The sequence below is a fragment of the Lysinibacillus sp. 10T31 genome (assembly GCF_056394365.1).
Genome location: NZ_JBFTHS010000001.1, coordinates 91,948 through 107,528 on the forward strand (window position 1 = coordinate 91,948; position 15,581 = coordinate 107,528).

Here is a 15,581-nt window from a genome sequence, read left to right on the forward strand (position 1 = left end):
GAAGGATAAAAATGAAGATATTCTTAAGAAAATGGAAAACTATTAGCAAAACAATTTCTTTACATTCCCTTTACAATTCATCTGAAAATTTTTCGGAATTTTATGTCCAAATAGTATCTTTTTGTATCAAACAGAGGAGAATATCTTTATAAAACCTATTTTCAAGGCATTTCTCTGTATTAGTAAAAACAAACACAGCGATACCTTTATTATTTTGTGTACAAATTGTATATTACAGGATTGTAAAGTTTTCTGTAGAATAGAAGAATTTTATGTAGATAATTTAAAGATTTTGTTATGATAGTAAAGTTTAGAGGCCAATTTATTTATATCCAGGAGGATTCGATTTACATGCTTAACTCAAAAAAACAAGACCCTTTCTTTATAGCTTTGCATAAAATTGCTGAGAATATGAGAGAGGCCGTACATTACGCAAATGATTTTCGTATTAACAGTGTAGCTGACCTAAAAGAGATTAGCATTACTATGAAAAATTACGAAACAGCTGGTGATAAGCTCATTCATGAACTAATCGTGATGCTAAACAAATCATTTATGACACCTATCGAGCGCGAAGACATTTTAGAATTTGCAATTCGTATGGACGACGTATTAGATGGTACGGAGCATTGTATCGCTCATTTTGAAATGTTCTCTCTAACTGAGGTTGATGAATCAATGCGTACTTTCTTAGGCTATATTTCAAAAAGTGCTGATGAAATTGTTAAAGCAACAGAAGAGTTAAAGAAAAAGAATCTTATTGGCATGCGCCCACACGCAATTCTTATTAAGGACTATGAACGTGAATGTGATGAAGTACAACGTTCGTCTATTAAACAACTATTTTTAAATGAAAAAGATCCAATTCGACTTATTAAATATAAAGATATATATGAACAACTTGAAGATATCGCTGATCATTGTCAAAACGTTGCAAATACAATGGAAACAATTATCATGCGTAACGCGTAATTAGGAGAGGGCACTTACAATGAACACAATCATTATACTAACTGTACTGGTCGTTATCTTTGCCCTAACATTTGACTTTATCAATGGCTTCCATGATACAGCAAATGCTATCGCAACTTCAGTTTCCACTAGAGCATTGAAACCTCGCGTAGCTATCATGTTGGCTGCGACGATGAACTTTATCGGAGCTATTACTTTCGTCGGTGTTGCAAAGGCTCTTACTAAGGATATTGTAGATCCATTTGCTTTAAATGCCTTTCAAGGAGACACGACAGGCTCAGTCGTTATTTTAGCAGCATTAATTTCGGCTATTATTTGGAACTTACTAACATGGTATTTCGGTATTCCATCGAGTTCTTCACACACTCTGATTGGGTCCATTGCTGGTGCAGCAGTTGCATCTGCCGGCTTCGGAGTTCTAAACTATGGCGGTTTTACTAAAATCATCATGGCCCTAGTATTATCACCAATCCTTGCGATTTGCGCTGGCTTTATTATGATGACACTGTTTAAATTATGGTTTAAAAACTTAAATTTATATCGTACGAATAAAGGTTTCCGTACGATGCAAATTTTCACTGCCGCCATTCAATCTTTTACACATGGTACAAACGATGCACAAAAGGCAATGGGGATTATGACCATGGCGTTAATCGCTGGTGGTTTGCATACAGGAGATGAAATTCCGTTCTGGATACGAGCTGCAGCAGCAACTGCAATGGGGCTTGGTACTTCTATCGGTGGCTATAAAATTATTAAAACAGTCGGCGGTAAAATCATGAAAATCCGTCCTGTAAACGGAGTTGCAGCAGATTTAGCTTCTGCATCCATTATCTTCGGTGCTACATTAATTCACCTACCAGTATCTACAACACACGTTATTTCTTCCTCTATCATGGGCGTCGGCTCTGCACAACGTGTACGTGGTGTGAACTGGGGGATGGCGCGTAAAATCGTAACTACTTGGGTTATTACAATGCCAATTTCTGCAGTTATGGCAGCTATTATTTACTTTTTATTATCGTTATTCTTCTAATTTGATCGCATACTAAGACTCCTGTTCCTTGTTGAACAGGAGTCTTTATATTGTCACACGACAAAACATGACACATCCTTTACACTATTTTAAAAGGAGGATAGTACCTACAATGAAAACTTTTTCAGCTTTTATAACAGCCCACGCTAAAGCTATCGTAGCCTTATGGTTCATAATTTTTATTACTATGGCTATGTTTGCCATACAACTTCCAAGTAAGCTTCATGGAGACGGTTTTTTTGTTAAAGGCGATCATACCTACGTTACAAATGAGCTTGCAAAAACATTTGATTTGCCTTCAGATACAATTTTGGTCGTTTTCAATCCAGCTGACGATAAGAAAATTCAAGATACATTAAAAAAATTGCAAAAAATTAAGGAGATTCATTCAATCCAGTCACCACTTGATGATGCTTCTTTAAAAAAGAATGGTATAGCTTATGCCATGGTTCATATGAAAAATAATGTTGATCATCTACCTGATGTTGTGAAAGACATCCGTTCATTAATAGAGAATGACGGTGTGAGCATTACAGGCGGACCTGTTATTTCAGCAGACATCAATACAGCAAGTCAAAAGGATTTAGCATCAGCGGAAGCAATAGGCTTACCAATCGCTATCATCGTGCTATTACTCGCTTTCGGGACTGTCGTTGCCTCAATCTTACCTATCATTATCGGCATTGTTACCGTTGTAACTGCGTTTGGAATTTTGACTTTGTTTAGCGGTCATGTCAATTTATCGATTTTTGTGTTAAATATAGTACCAATGCTTGGACTTGCATTAAGCATCGATTTTGCGTTGTTGTTTATTAATCGATATCGCGAAGAACGTACCCATACATCCATTGTACAGGCTATTCAAACAGCTATACAGACAGCTGGCCGTTCTATCATCTTTTCTGCTGTTTGTGTCATGATCGGCTTAGGTGCCACGATTGTCATTGACGTCGAAATTTTTCACAATATTGCTTTAGGAGGCACAATTGTTGTATTCCTTGCAGTACTTTCTGGCTTAACCCTGCTACCTGCTACGATGATGCTAATAGGAGATAACCTAAATAAATGGCGCTTATTACGTGTAAAGTCTGGTGGAGCAAATCGTTGGCGTGGCTTTGCTGGCTTTGTCATGAAACATCCTGTGACCATCATTATTGTGGCATCAGTATTACTAGGTATTGGTATGATTCCATTAAAAGATATTAAACTTACAATCCCCCAGGTGGATTCATTACCAACAAAATATGATGCACGTGCAGCTTATGATCAGTTAGACGCAACGTTCGGACTTGGCGATACCTCAACTTTATATTTGTTAGCAGAACGTAAGGAAGGCTGGGAAGATAGTGAGGCAAGAGAGCTTATTTTCAATATTCAAGAAAAATTACTTAATGACCCTCTAGTGAGTCATGTATCAACCATTTATACGACGGCTAACATTAAGTCTCCTGAGGAACTGACCGCTTCTTTGAAAATTCCTCAAATGGCAGAACAATTAAAACCAATACTAAATACGTTTTCTAAAAATAAGCAACTCTTTATCCCAATTACATTGGATGCAGCCGGTCCATCAACTACCGCTCAACAATTCGCTCGAACATGGAAAGATAAAGATTTAGGTGTCGATTTTGTTCTTGGAGGTCATGCGAAATTCAATCAAGAAATTTTCGATGAAATCTCTAATAAAATTTTCTTGGCTGTTTCGATTATTATCGTATCAACGTTCTTTATATTAATGCTCGCTTTCCGCTCTATTTTAATTCCACTGAAAGCGATTATTATGAATATCATTGGACTTTCCTCAGCCTTCGGTATTCTCGTCTATATTTTCCAATACGGACATTTTGGGATTGAAGCCGGTACGATTGTTCTTATTATCCCAGTAATTGTATTTTGTCTTGTATTCGGCTTAAGTATGGACTATGAAGTCTTTTTAATATCACGCATTCAAGAGGAATATCAAAAAGGAGCGGATAATACACGTGCTACGATTGACGGTCTAACCTCTACAAGCCGTATCATTACGTCAGCAGCGCTTATTATGATTGTGATAACAGGGGCGTTCGCTTTTACAGATGTAATGCCTGTGAAGCAAATTGGGGTTGGTATAGCAATTGCGGTCGCCATCGATGCAACTATAATTCGTCTCATGCTCGTTCCAAGTCTTATGAAGCTCTTCGGGGACTGGAATTGGTGGCTACCCTTCGCGAAGAAGCAAAAATAAAAAATCCGTAACCTTTCGTGAGCTCTCCCTCACTCAAAGGTTGCGGATTTTTCCTTATTTTGAATAAATACGGTCGTACCATTCTTTAGCTGCTTCTACCTCGGGCATTGTTAGCTGATGACCATAATTAAACCATACAGTTGTCACATCTGCCCCAGCCGACGTTAAAAGCGCCTCTAAATCCTCAGATTCCTGAGCAGTACACATTGGATCATTCGTTCCAGCACCGATGAAGACAGGGATTGAAGAAAGTGTAGGCAATTCAATATCACGTCTAGGCACCATTGGATGATGCAGTATTGCACCTGCTAGAGCATCCTTATAATGGAATAATAGGCTAGCAGCAATATTTGCGCCATTAGAGTAGCCGATAGCAACCACTCGATTACGGTCAAAGCCATACTGCTGTGCTGCTTCTAATAAAAAGTCATTTAATTCCTTCGTACGGAAAATTAAATCCTCTATATCAAAAACACCTTCCGCTAAACGACGGAAAAAGCGTGGCATACCATTTTCAAGGACATTTCCACGAACACTTAAAATACTTGCTGTATCATCAATTTCCTTTGCAAGGCCAATTAAGCTTTGTTCATTTCCGCCTGTACCATGTAACAGTAAAAAAATCGGTTTTGTTTCATCTGTTCCTTTATGAAAAACGTGCTGCATTTACAGTCCACCTCTCAATTATCTTGAATTCGAGATAATTGTAGCCTGTGGCAAAATTAAATTCAAGCTCTTTGACTTATTAATTTCTCGATTTTCACTATTTGGCTGTTTCTCATGATCTTTATAAAATTTCGTAATCGTAAATACAGAAAATATACAAACAGCTATAACAGCAACAATAACTATTCCTACTATTTTTTTCCCATTCATTCGTTCTTATCCCCCGAATTACTTATTTCTTTTTACGAAAACCTTCTTCTAGTAAATATTCTTTCGCAGCTTCTTGTGTACCAAAGGCTTCCTCTAAATTTTCACCATGATAGACATTCCACGAACGTTGCTCAAAGGCTAGCTTTAATTGAATACCTTCACGATTTTGCCAAATCTCTTCAATCGGCTCTTGATCTTCTTCTTCTTCCGATAAATATTGAATGGCATCTTCAATAATTTCACGAAGTTGTTGTTCATCGTAGTCACGAATATTGACTAGACCTTTATCGTTTGCTTCTTTCTCGTAGCGCAATAAATCACCAACAAAGACGAAGCCGTTGCCATTTGGGTGTAGTTTTTCCACAACAATGGTCTTTTCGTAAAGGCTATCCATAAAGTGATAATTTAAGCGTTTCAATGAAATTTCCTTCTTCGTAAGTTCAGGAAATGAGTCGATAATGGCTTGCTTTTGTTCAAATGTTAGCATATAATAATGCTCCTTTTCTATTCAATCTACCTTACAGTATAACTTATTTTTTCTGTTATATCGAAGTAAAATAGGTAGTACTAAAAGTAAAAGTAATGTCTCCTCTTCTATAACGTGTGGTTGATTTCCGTTCCGACTGGGCGCTTTGTTGCTGTCGCTTCGCTTCGCTCCAGGGTCTCGGGCCAACAGATGTTTTTTGCGCGAAAGCGAAGCGGCAGCAGCACGAGGTTGGTCACGAAGGCGTTATCACAGGACGTGATGGTTTTAGCCTTCGTTCCTCTATTTGCTAATCCCCAAGGAGTCGCCCAGTCTCCACTCCAATCAACTTATTCACATAGCATACGCTTTAAAAAATAATAAACCTAACATTTGATGATGCGACAAAAATAGTAATATATTTATGAAAGTCAGAGCCTAATAATTATCTAATATAAGGTAAAAATCCGCTTAAGCTCCCTGCGGATAGAGCAAGAGCGCACCAATGCGGCTCATACCTTGTCCACGGAAAGCGAAGCGGATCTTATCTTTTACAATTATGCTAGAATTCCTACGAAGAGCTTTTCAGACACCAAAATTCATAACATTTTTTCTTTTACAAACTGAATAACATGAGCAACGTATAGTTCCCTGTAAGGGACAAATTGTGCTGTACTTACTGGACGCACAACTTTCGCTCGCTGACCATCAGGGAAATATTCATAGCCTTCAATATTCAGAGTAGCTGTTTCTCCTAAAAAGAATGCCTCTGCCTCATCAAGCTTTGCTCGAACGACCCCTGACACTTCCTCATACTGCAGCTCAAATGATTCCCAATCATGTTTGAATGGATATATAAAAACATGACAAAATTCATTGTCTATCATGTTTTCTGAAACGATGCTACAAGATGTCATGCCCATTTTAACAACTTCGTGTACGTCGACATCGAGCCCTAGCTCTTCCTTCACTTCACGAATTCCTGATTCTACTGTCTCTACGGCTAATAGATGCCCTGCCGCTGTAATATCAAGCAAGCCAGGGTAGTCCTTTTTTTGTGAACTACGGATTTGGAAATAGATATAGTCCTCATTGACAAGCCAACAGTGGAATGTTTCATGCCATAGTCCTTTTTCATGTACCTCTGCTCTCGTTGCTGTCCCAATCTGTTCATGCTGTTCATTAAAAACTTTCACAATTTCTTGTTCCATTTTTCCGACTCCTATACCGACTTCGTAGCCTTTTTCTTAATCACGTTACGTTCATCATAAATATTGGATACGATCACTTTTAATACTGCATAGAATGGTACTGCAATGATAATACCGATGAAGCCTGCAATATTACCTGCTGCTAAAATAACTGTAATAACTGTTAACGGATGGATATCGAGTGTTTTCCCCATTACATTAGGAGTTATAAAGTTACTATCAATTTGCTGCGCCACGAGTGTAACAACAGACACCCATATGACTAATACTGGATCCTGAACAACAGCCACAATCAGTGCTGGTGTAAAGGCGATCCATGGTCCAATAAACGGAATCATATTCATAAAGAACGCGAATATAACAAGTAGCAGCGAATAGTCTAGACCTATAATTAAATACCCGACATACATAATGAGTGCTAGTAAAAAACTAATTTGCAGTTGCCCTTGAATATAGCTACGTAAAACAGCGTCGATTTCACTTAATGTCTTTTTCACCCATTCTCGACGTTCACCACTAAAATACTTATAAATCGAAGGTGCAAATTTTTCATGATCCTTCAACATAAAAATAAAGAAAAATGGAATTAAAATAGCTAATAAAGAAACGGATACAACTGATTGTAAAAACGATACTAACCCCTTACTTGCCACAACGGCAAAATGCTGCGCAGAATTTGCCATATTGTCGATAAAATCTTTTAACTGTGGTGGGAAGTTATCCTTGTTTTTAAACACATAATCAGTTGCGTCCTGAATGCTAGCACTAATCGTTGGTATATTTTTCACTAAATTATTTACCTGTATTGCAATCGGATTACCAACGATCCAGCCAAAGCCACCTACAAGCGCTATTAATCCAATGACTATCGTTAATATACTTGCCCATCTCGGCCAATTACGCTTTTCTAAAAACCTCTGAATCGGCTCCGTAACATAATACAAAACACCACCAAGCAACAAAGGTATAAAAATAGCCTTTAAGATAATAACAAACGGCGAAAAAATCCATTGAATCTCTATAAAATATTTTATGACTAGAAGAGCAAGTAAAATCCCTACCCCTACTTGAAACCAAACTTTCCTCGTCACTTTTATTCACTTCCTTTTTTATCACAGTTAATGAAAATACTACTTATATATTTACCATTTCGCAAGTATTCTATTAAATATTCAAATAAAAGAGTTTTTGACAATCAATTATGCCTTGGCATAATTGCGTCCGGAATCGGCTTTGGGCCAACACGACGTTGGTCACTCAGGCGTTTTCACAGGATGTGAAGTTCTTAGACTGAGTTCCTCTTTTCAGCGAATGTTTGGACACAGCTGAAAAGTGACTTTAAACCTATTCATCTCACCACCTATAGAGGTGGGAGAATTCTATAGCTGACGCTACCAAAATATTTGTAACTGCCGTTTCACTTTCGTTACATAAAAAACTTGTAACTGCCGTTTCACTTTCGTTACATAAAATACTTGCTGAAAAAGTTAAAAAATCTGCAACTCTCCAACAGGCAATTCCGCAAGCCCCTCAAATGCTAAAGCATCTGAGGAGGCTCATATGGCTTGCCTTCCACAGGAGTGTCGCAAATTTTCATTAATGTTCTATAATGTAACAGTTTATAATTTTGTATCTTCTACTGAATTTAAGTAATCTTCAATATCACCAATAACCGATTCAACACAGCCGTCCTCAAATGGTGAAATTAAGCCTGCTTCTTTTACAAGCTTCGTAAAGGACATAGAGCCACCTAAACCACATAAATGAATATAGTCCTTCCAGGCAGCTTCAAATTCTTCACGTGAACGTTTCCAGAATTGGAATGCACAAATTTGTGCTAACGTGTAATCAATATAATAGAATGGACTTGCATAAATATGCGCTTGACGTTGCCATATACCGCCTGCTTCTAGATAGCTATTATGATCATAGTCACGATGTGGTAAATATGTCTCCTCAATTTTTTTCCACGCAGCTTTACGTTCAGCTGGTGTCATATTCGGATTTTCATAAATCACATGCTGGAACTCATCAACTGCAACACCGTAAGGAAGGAATAACAAGCCACTACTTAAGTGAGCGAATTTATATTTTTCTGTGTCTTCCTTAAAGAATAGCTCCATCCATGGCCATGTGAAAAATTCCATACTCATCGAATGAATTTCACAAGATTCATATGTTGGCCATAAATATTCTGGGATGCCGATGTTACGACTTGAATAGACTTGGAAAGCATGTCCAGCTTCATGTGTTAACACATCGATATCGCCAGAAGTACCATTAAAGTTCGAGAAGATAAATGGTGAGTGATAGTTTTCAATAAATGTACAATAACCACCACTCTCTTTACCTTTCTTCGCCACTAAGTCCATTAAATCATGGTCAATCATAAAATTGAAAAATTCACCAGTCTCAGGTGATAGCTCTTCATACATTTTTTTACCGTTCGCAACAATCCATTCCGGATCGCCTTTTGGTGTAGCATTTCCTGATAAAAAGTTCAATGCTTCATCATAGAACTTAAGATCAGCAATACCAATACGCTTTGCTTGACGTTCATATAATTTTGTGGAAATTGGTACGATTAAATCACGAACTTGGTCACGGAATTTCTTTACCATATCTGCATTATAATCAATGCGATTCATTCGAATATAACCTAGCTCAACATAGTTTTTATAGCCTAATTTAGTAGCGATTTCATGGCGCACCTTGACAAGCTCATCATAAAGTCGATCAAATTCATCTTCATGGTCAGCAAAAAAGCCAAAGCGTGCATCTGTTGCCGCCTTACGCATTGCACGATCAGTAGACTCCGCATATGGTCCAAGCTGTGCAAGTGTTAATGTTTCACCATTAAAGTCAATTTGCGCAGAGGCAACAAGTTTATTGTATTCTGAAACAAGCTTGTTCTCCTTTTGCATTAGATCTATGACTGCTGGTGAAAAGCCTTTAATTTGATAAGTTGCTAAATCAAATAATTGCTGACCCCATTTTTCTTCTAATTGCTCACGGAATGGTGAAGCGATTAGCGCTTTATAATATTCTGTTGTTACCTCTTCCAACTCAGGTCCAACCTCGTCAAAATAATCGCGTTCTGCATGATAAAATTCATCATTTGTATCAATAGAAGCACGAATGTACACTAAGTTTGCCATCGTAGCGTAGTCATTGCTCAATCCATTTAATTTCTCAATTATTTCACTTTGCTCGTCCATCGTTTGAGCATTTTTAAATTGCTCAATTAAAGATAGTTGTTGCTCTTTTAATGCCTCGATATTCGGACGGCTGTATTCATAGTCTTTAAACGTTTTCATTGAAGTCCCCTCTTTCTCTCATATACCCCGTTATATTTCTATTATATGCCAAATCTATACTATTAAGAAACAAATTAATAGCCAATTATATAGGTTTTTAATAACGCAGCCCTTTCACGTAGCTTTAATTTTAATTCTACTGATTTTGGCGTTTTTGCCCCAACGACATCTACTTCAAAACCTAAAGACTCAGCTAAATATTTTGCACGCTGTAAATGAAAATCATTGGAGAGAATCGTAATTTTCTTAGTTCCTTTAGGCAAAAGTTCTTTAGAAAATAGTAAATTCTCATAAGTTGAAGTAGATTGGTCTTCCACTAATATTCTGTTAGTATCTATACCCTTGTCTTGTAAGTATTTAAACATTACTGAAGCCTCTGTTCGATCTTCATCCGCCCCTTGCCCACCTGAAACAATTACTTTTACATCCGGATATTTGTTTAAATACTTTACGGCCTCTTCTAATCTATTTTCCAAAGAAAGCGATGGAATTCCACCTGGTTTTACCTTCGCCCCCAGGACAATCATGTATGTAGCTGTTCCATTTGCAGCCGGCTGGACACCTTTTTTCATCTCCTCGCCGAGCCAAATATAAACAACAAAACAAATAGCAAGTAGTATAACCCCTAACCTTTTTACCCATTTTCTCATAATTCATCCCTCCCCTACCAGTTATTAACGTAAGGTAGAGAAAAAAGATGCTTGTACTAGAATCACTGTATACAAACATCCTGATTGATTATCTTAATATAAAACGCTTAATAGATTCCTGTAGTGCCGATATTTCATCTGTTAAATCACTAGAAGATTCACTAACAAGCTGAATGGCACGCTGTTGTTCATCAACCGATGCCGTTACTTCCTCTGATGCAGCAGCATTTTTCTCACTAATCATCGCAATACTTTCGATAGATTGTATAATGTTATCCTTTGAGCTATTCAAATATTCTACTCCCGCAGTCATTTCTCCAATGACAGAAATAATTTTCTCTACGGCCAATTCAATGTCCTTAAAGGATGACTCTGTTATGGCAACCGAATCATTTTGCTGATGAACAATGACGTTTGTTTTCTTCATCTCATCGTTCACTAAATTAGTTTCACTTTCGATCCCCTTTAAGGTTGTGCGTACTTGCTCAGTTGCTACAGATGTTTGATCCGCTAGCTTCCTTACCTCTTCAGCAACAACTGCAAAGCCCTTACCATGCTCACCGGCTCTAGCTGCCTCTATTGATGCATTCAATGCAAGTAGATTCGTCTGATCAGAAATCTCGGTAATGGTACCGACAATGCCTTCAATTTCCCTTACTTTCACAATTAAGCTATTAAATACAGCATAAACATTATTAATCAATTCTGAAGACTCGTATGATTTCTCTTTTAAGCTGTTTAAATTTAAGAGCCCCTCTTGGTTTGACCGCTTCATATGTTGAGATGCATCAAGCATTATTTCATTTTTGTCATGCAATACTTCAATCTGCTGAGCAAAATCACTGGCAGTTCTATTTGTATCTTCAGCTTCTGAAGCTTGCTTTACTGCACCGTCCGAGACCTCATTTATCGCTTTTACTATTTCATCTCCATAAGCATTTGTTTCCTCTGCCACAGATGTTAAATTTGACGATGTCGATTGAATTTCTACAATAGCTTCCTCTACATCTATAATTAATGTTTTCAGTTGATCCACCATTTCATTAAACCCTTCATTTAACTGACCAATCTCATCTGAGCGTTGTAGATTTTCAATTTCTACAGTTAAATTCCCCTTTGCTACCTCACGTACACGTTTAGATAACTTTTGAACAGGTAAAGCTAAATGTCTTGAAACCATTATGACAACTACAGTACCTATAATGATGGCGCCTAATAATGTAATACCAATAACGAGTAATAATGAATTAGCTTCTTTATTAAAGTCTTGCATATATGTACCTGATGCAATGATCCATCCCCAATTAGGATCCTTTACAGAATAAATTACTTTTGGAGCTAATACATCTTGACCCGGTAGCGCAAACTCATATTGTGTAAATCCTCCACCAGCAAGTGCTTTTTCGATTACTTCTCGAATAAAGTAATTGCCGCTACTATCTTGATCGTTCCATAGGCTATCCCCTTCTCGAGTCGGATGGGTTGTTAATGTCCCTTTATCATCTAAAACATATATATAACCATACTTCCCTAAGTCTCCAGGATAATTAATTGGCCTCTTTCCTTCACTATCCTTTGGTCCTAGAAGTGCCTCCCGCACCCGTTCCTGTGCAACTTCCAAAGGAACGTCCCCTCTTTTAACACTCTCATTTGCAAGCTCGATTAATTGCAAAGTAGATTCAACACTATTTTTGATAACTTGTTCGCCAATATTCTCCATACCTTTATTCGCTTTGTTATAACTAACCAAACCTATTACTAAGCTAGGAATAATTAATAATGCTAATGAAATAATAATTAGTCTCCCCTGTATCGAACGTAAAAACCTCATTCTTTAGCCCCCTTTTCCTCTTCGTTCACTATGACTATTAATCTATATTATGTTATGATTTAAAATTTTTCACAATGGGTAAAACGTAATTTATGTATGAATTATTCGCCTTTTTCCCCAGATATGCTTGATCACCATAACGTGAATGGTTAGACTAGGGCGCTTTCCCGGAGGGCGACCGATTAGCTGGAATCAAAAAAACTATCTTTCTACAGCGATATGCCCTATAGAAAAATAGTTTTTTGATTGTATCGTATTTACCTAGGATATGATCATAATCCAAGCCACTAATGCTATTAAAGTAACGAAAAGAGTTGGGATTGTTAAAATAATACCTATCTTTAAATACTGAACCCAGCCAATTTTTATTCCTTTTTGCGCCAATATATGGAGCCACAACAATGTTGCAAGTGAGCCAATCGGTGTCATTTTAGGACCTAAATTAGTACCGATGACATTTGCATAAATAAGCCCATCTTTAATAATGCCAGTTGCACTAGTTTCAGCAATCGCTAATGCGTCAATCATTACAGTTGGTAGGTTATTCATAATAGCTGACAAAATCGCTGCTACAAATCCCATCGTTATCGTCGATACCATCAACCCTTGCTGGATCGCGTGCTCTAATAGACTTGCTAGCAATCCTGTCATTCCTACATTTTTTAAGCCGTAAACTACCACATACATACCGATAGAAAAGAACACAATATTCCACGGTGCACCTTTCACAACTCTCTTTGTATCTACGATATGGCTACGTCGTGCAAGTAAGAAAAAGATGGCTGCTACACCACATAAAATAAATGACACAGGAATTTTGAAAAACTCACTTGTAAAGAAACCAACTAATAATATCGCTATAACATACCATGATAATAAAAATAATCTCGTATCACGAATTGCCAGTTTTGGATTATCAACTGCCTCAAGTGAATATTCTTTTGGAATCGAACGGCGAAAGACCATATAAAGTACAGCAATGCTTGCCAGTAAAGAAACTAAGTTCGGTATCAGCATATGTAAGAAATATTCCATAAACCCAATACCGAAATAGTCTGCCGACACAATATTTGTTAAATTACTAATGACTAACGGTAATGATGTTGTGTCTGCTATAAAACCACTTGCAATAATAAATGGAAAGACCATTTTATCGGTTAAATTCAATTTACGGATTATCGCTAGTACGATTGGTGTTAGTATTAAAGCTGCACCATCATTTGCAAATAATGCTGAAACAACCGCGCCTAGACAGGAAAGATAAATGAATAGGCGGATACCACTTCCCTTTGCGATGCGTGCCATATGCAGGGCAGACCATTCAAAGAATCCTATTTCATCTAAAATAAGTGAAATGAAAATAATTCCTATGAACGATAACGTTGCATTCCAAACTATCCCTGTTACCTCAACAACATCTTGCCAGGTAACAACTCCGAGCATCAACGCAATTGCAGCACCAATACAAGCAGACCAGCCGATTGATATTTTACGTGGCTGCACTATTACAAAAAATAATGTTACTAAAAATATAGCAATCGCTAAAAGAGCTTGCACCGTTCTCCTCCCTAATTAAAAACCAGTAGCTTTATTTGCTACTGGTTTTATAATTTATATTATTCGCCTAAATCAGCATTATGGTAAACGTTTTGGACATCCTCTAAATCTTCTAATGCATCAATTAATTTTTCAAATTTCGCAACGTCGTCTCCAGTTAATGCTACTTCTGTTTGAGGAAGCATTGAAAGCTCTGCTACTGTAAATTCTTGAACACCAGCTGCTTTTAAAGCTTCTTGTGTAGCAAAGAATTGTTCTGGCTCTGCATAAATAATAACAGCCTCATCTTCTTCCAGAATATCACGAGCATCAATATCAGCTTCCATTAAAATTTCAAGAACTTCATCTGCTGATTTACCTTCTAAACCGACTACTGCTGTTGAATCAAACATGTAGGCAACAGATCCACTGACACCCATATTCCCATTATTTTTACCGAATGCAGCACGTACATCAGAAGCAGTACGATTAACATTATTTGTTAAAGCATCAACGATTAACATAGTACCAGCTGGTCCGAAACCTTCATAACGTAATTCGTCGAAGTTTTCATCGCCGCCACCCTTCGCTTTATCAATTGCTTTTTCAATAATATGTTTAGGAACACTGTATGTTTTTGCTCGTTCAAGAACAACTTTAAGGGCACGGTTTGACTCAGGATCTGGTTCGCCTGATTTAGCTGCCACATAAATTTCACGTCCGAATTTTGCATTGATACGGCTTGTGCTTTGGTCTTTAGACGCTTTCTTTTCTTTAATATTGTTCCACTTACGACCCATAGTTTCCACTCTCTTTCAAATTATAAGTTTATCAAAATAATAGATGCGCAGTTGCACATCTGCAAATGGTAATTAAATACTTCTCGTATCTTTACTCTGCAAATAATAACACAAAAGACGCTTGCAAAGCTAGATATCCCAATGTTTAAGGTGACTTTATTAAGCATTAATTGTAAAAAATTGTTTCACTTAGAGCCACTTTACAATTGGTTTTCTACTTTAATTTTTTCTAATAGTGCATGACAGCCTTCTAAAGCTAAATCATAGGTTTCTTGAAAATCTCCTGTGTAGTATGGATCAGGCACGTCTTTTCGATGGCCGGTTAAATCTAAAAAGCGGAAAATCTTTGGAGAATCAGGATTGCCAAGCATTGTTCGGATATTACGTATGTTGCTTTCATCCATGCCAATAATGTAATCAAAATTTTCAAAGTCAGCCTTTTGTAATTGTCGGCCCTGCATCCCTTTCGTTGAGATGCCATACTCTTTCAGCTTATTTTGTGTTCCTCTGTGAGGAGGTTCGCCAATATGCCAAGAACTTGTAGCAGCCGAATCTACTTCGACTTCATGACTTAAATGCTCTTTTTCTACTAAATCACGCATGACCGCTTCAGCCATTGGTGATCGACATATATTCCCCAAACATACAAAAAGTACTCGAATCAT

At 37.3% G+C, this 15,581-nt stretch carries 14 protein-coding genes; 3 read left to right on the forward strand and 11 right to left on the reverse strand.

Translation table 11 applies throughout. The features are described 5' to 3' along the window. Positions 1-351 precede the first annotated feature (351 nt). The 3 genes from AC1DCY_RS00485 to AC1DCY_RS00495 all read left to right on the forward strand — a co-directional run bounded on the left by AC1DCY_RS00485 (position 352) and on the right by AC1DCY_RS00495 (position 4,232). Complete coding sequence (locus tag AC1DCY_RS00485) at positions 352-972, forward strand: DUF47 domain-containing protein (RefSeq protein ID WP_079562474.1); 621 nt, start codon at positions 352-354, stop codon at positions 970-972. A 19-nt stretch (positions 973-991) separates the two neighbouring features. Continuing rightward, entirely contained in the window at positions 992-2,008 is a 1,017-nt protein-coding gene (locus AC1DCY_RS00490; protein WP_477346460.1) for an inorganic phosphate transporter, read from the forward strand. A gap of 112 nt (positions 2,009-2,120) precedes the next feature. Then, positions 2,121-4,232, forward strand: coding sequence for an MMPL family transporter (locus tag AC1DCY_RS00495; RefSeq protein ID WP_477346462.1), 2,112 nt, complete (start codon positions 2,121-2,123; stop codon positions 4,230-4,232). Positions 4,233-4,286: 54 nt separating this feature from the next. Here AC1DCY_RS00495 and AC1DCY_RS00500 read toward each other — a convergent pair whose 3' ends face one another. The 11 genes from AC1DCY_RS00500 to AC1DCY_RS00550 form a co-directional block, all read right to left on the reverse strand. Continuing rightward, a complete protein-coding gene (locus AC1DCY_RS00500; RefSeq protein WP_460014005.1) occupies positions 4,287-4,898 on the reverse strand; it encodes an alpha/beta hydrolase in 612 nt (203 codons plus the stop codon). Between the two features lie 18 nt (positions 4,899-4,916). After that, on the reverse strand, positions 4,917-5,108 hold the full coding sequence (locus AC1DCY_RS00505; protein ID WP_477346464.1) for a hypothetical protein: 192 nt from the start codon (positions 5,106-5,108) through the stop codon (positions 4,917-4,919). A gap of 22 nt (positions 5,109-5,130) precedes the next feature. Next, on the reverse strand, positions 5,131-5,595 hold the full coding sequence (locus AC1DCY_RS00510) for a hypothetical protein (RefSeq protein WP_477346465.1): 465 nt from the start codon (positions 5,593-5,595) through the stop codon (positions 5,131-5,133). Positions 5,596-6,170: 575 nt separating this feature from the next. Continuing rightward, on the reverse strand, positions 6,171-6,782 hold the full coding sequence (locus AC1DCY_RS00515; RefSeq protein ID WP_477346467.1) for an NUDIX hydrolase: 612 nt from the start codon (positions 6,780-6,782) through the stop codon (positions 6,171-6,173). Between the two features lie 11 nt (positions 6,783-6,793). Further along, the gene (locus tag AC1DCY_RS00520; RefSeq protein WP_477346468.1) at positions 6,794-7,873 is read right to left on the reverse strand and encodes an AI-2E family transporter; all 1,080 of its coding nucleotides are present in this window, start codon (positions 7,871-7,873) and stop codon (positions 6,794-6,796) included. Between the two features lie 528 nt (positions 7,874-8,401). Next, positions 8,402-10,099 carry a M3 family oligoendopeptidase gene (locus AC1DCY_RS00525; RefSeq protein WP_477346469.1) on the reverse strand — a complete coding sequence of 566 codons (1,698 nt, stop codon included), beginning with the start codon at positions 10,097-10,099 and terminating at the stop codon, positions 8,402-8,404. Positions 10,100-10,173: 74 nt separating this feature from the next. Beyond that, on the reverse strand, positions 10,174-10,749 hold the full coding sequence (locus AC1DCY_RS00530) for a YdcF family protein (RefSeq protein WP_477346471.1): 576 nt from the start codon (positions 10,747-10,749) through the stop codon (positions 10,174-10,176). A gap of 88 nt (positions 10,750-10,837) precedes the next feature. Beyond that, positions 10,838-12,580 carry a methyl-accepting chemotaxis protein gene (locus AC1DCY_RS00535; RefSeq protein ID WP_477346473.1) on the reverse strand — a complete coding sequence of 581 codons (1,743 nt, stop codon included), beginning with the start codon at positions 12,578-12,580 and terminating at the stop codon, positions 10,838-10,840. Between the two features lie 261 nt (positions 12,581-12,841). Beyond that, complete coding sequence (locus tag AC1DCY_RS00540; RefSeq protein ID WP_477346475.1) at positions 12,842-14,137, reverse strand: arsenic transporter; 1,296 nt, start codon at positions 14,135-14,137, stop codon at positions 12,842-12,844. Between the two features lie 59 nt (positions 14,138-14,196). After that, positions 14,197-14,916: a YebC/PmpR family DNA-binding transcriptional regulator gene (locus AC1DCY_RS00545; protein ID WP_477346477.1), complete on the reverse strand. Its 720-nt coding sequence runs from the start codon at positions 14,914-14,916 to the stop codon at positions 14,197-14,199. Positions 14,917-15,116: 200 nt separating this feature from the next. After that, on the reverse strand, positions 15,117-15,581 hold the full coding sequence (locus tag AC1DCY_RS00550) for a low molecular weight protein-tyrosine-phosphatase (protein WP_477346478.1): 465 nt from the start codon (positions 15,579-15,581) through the stop codon (positions 15,117-15,119).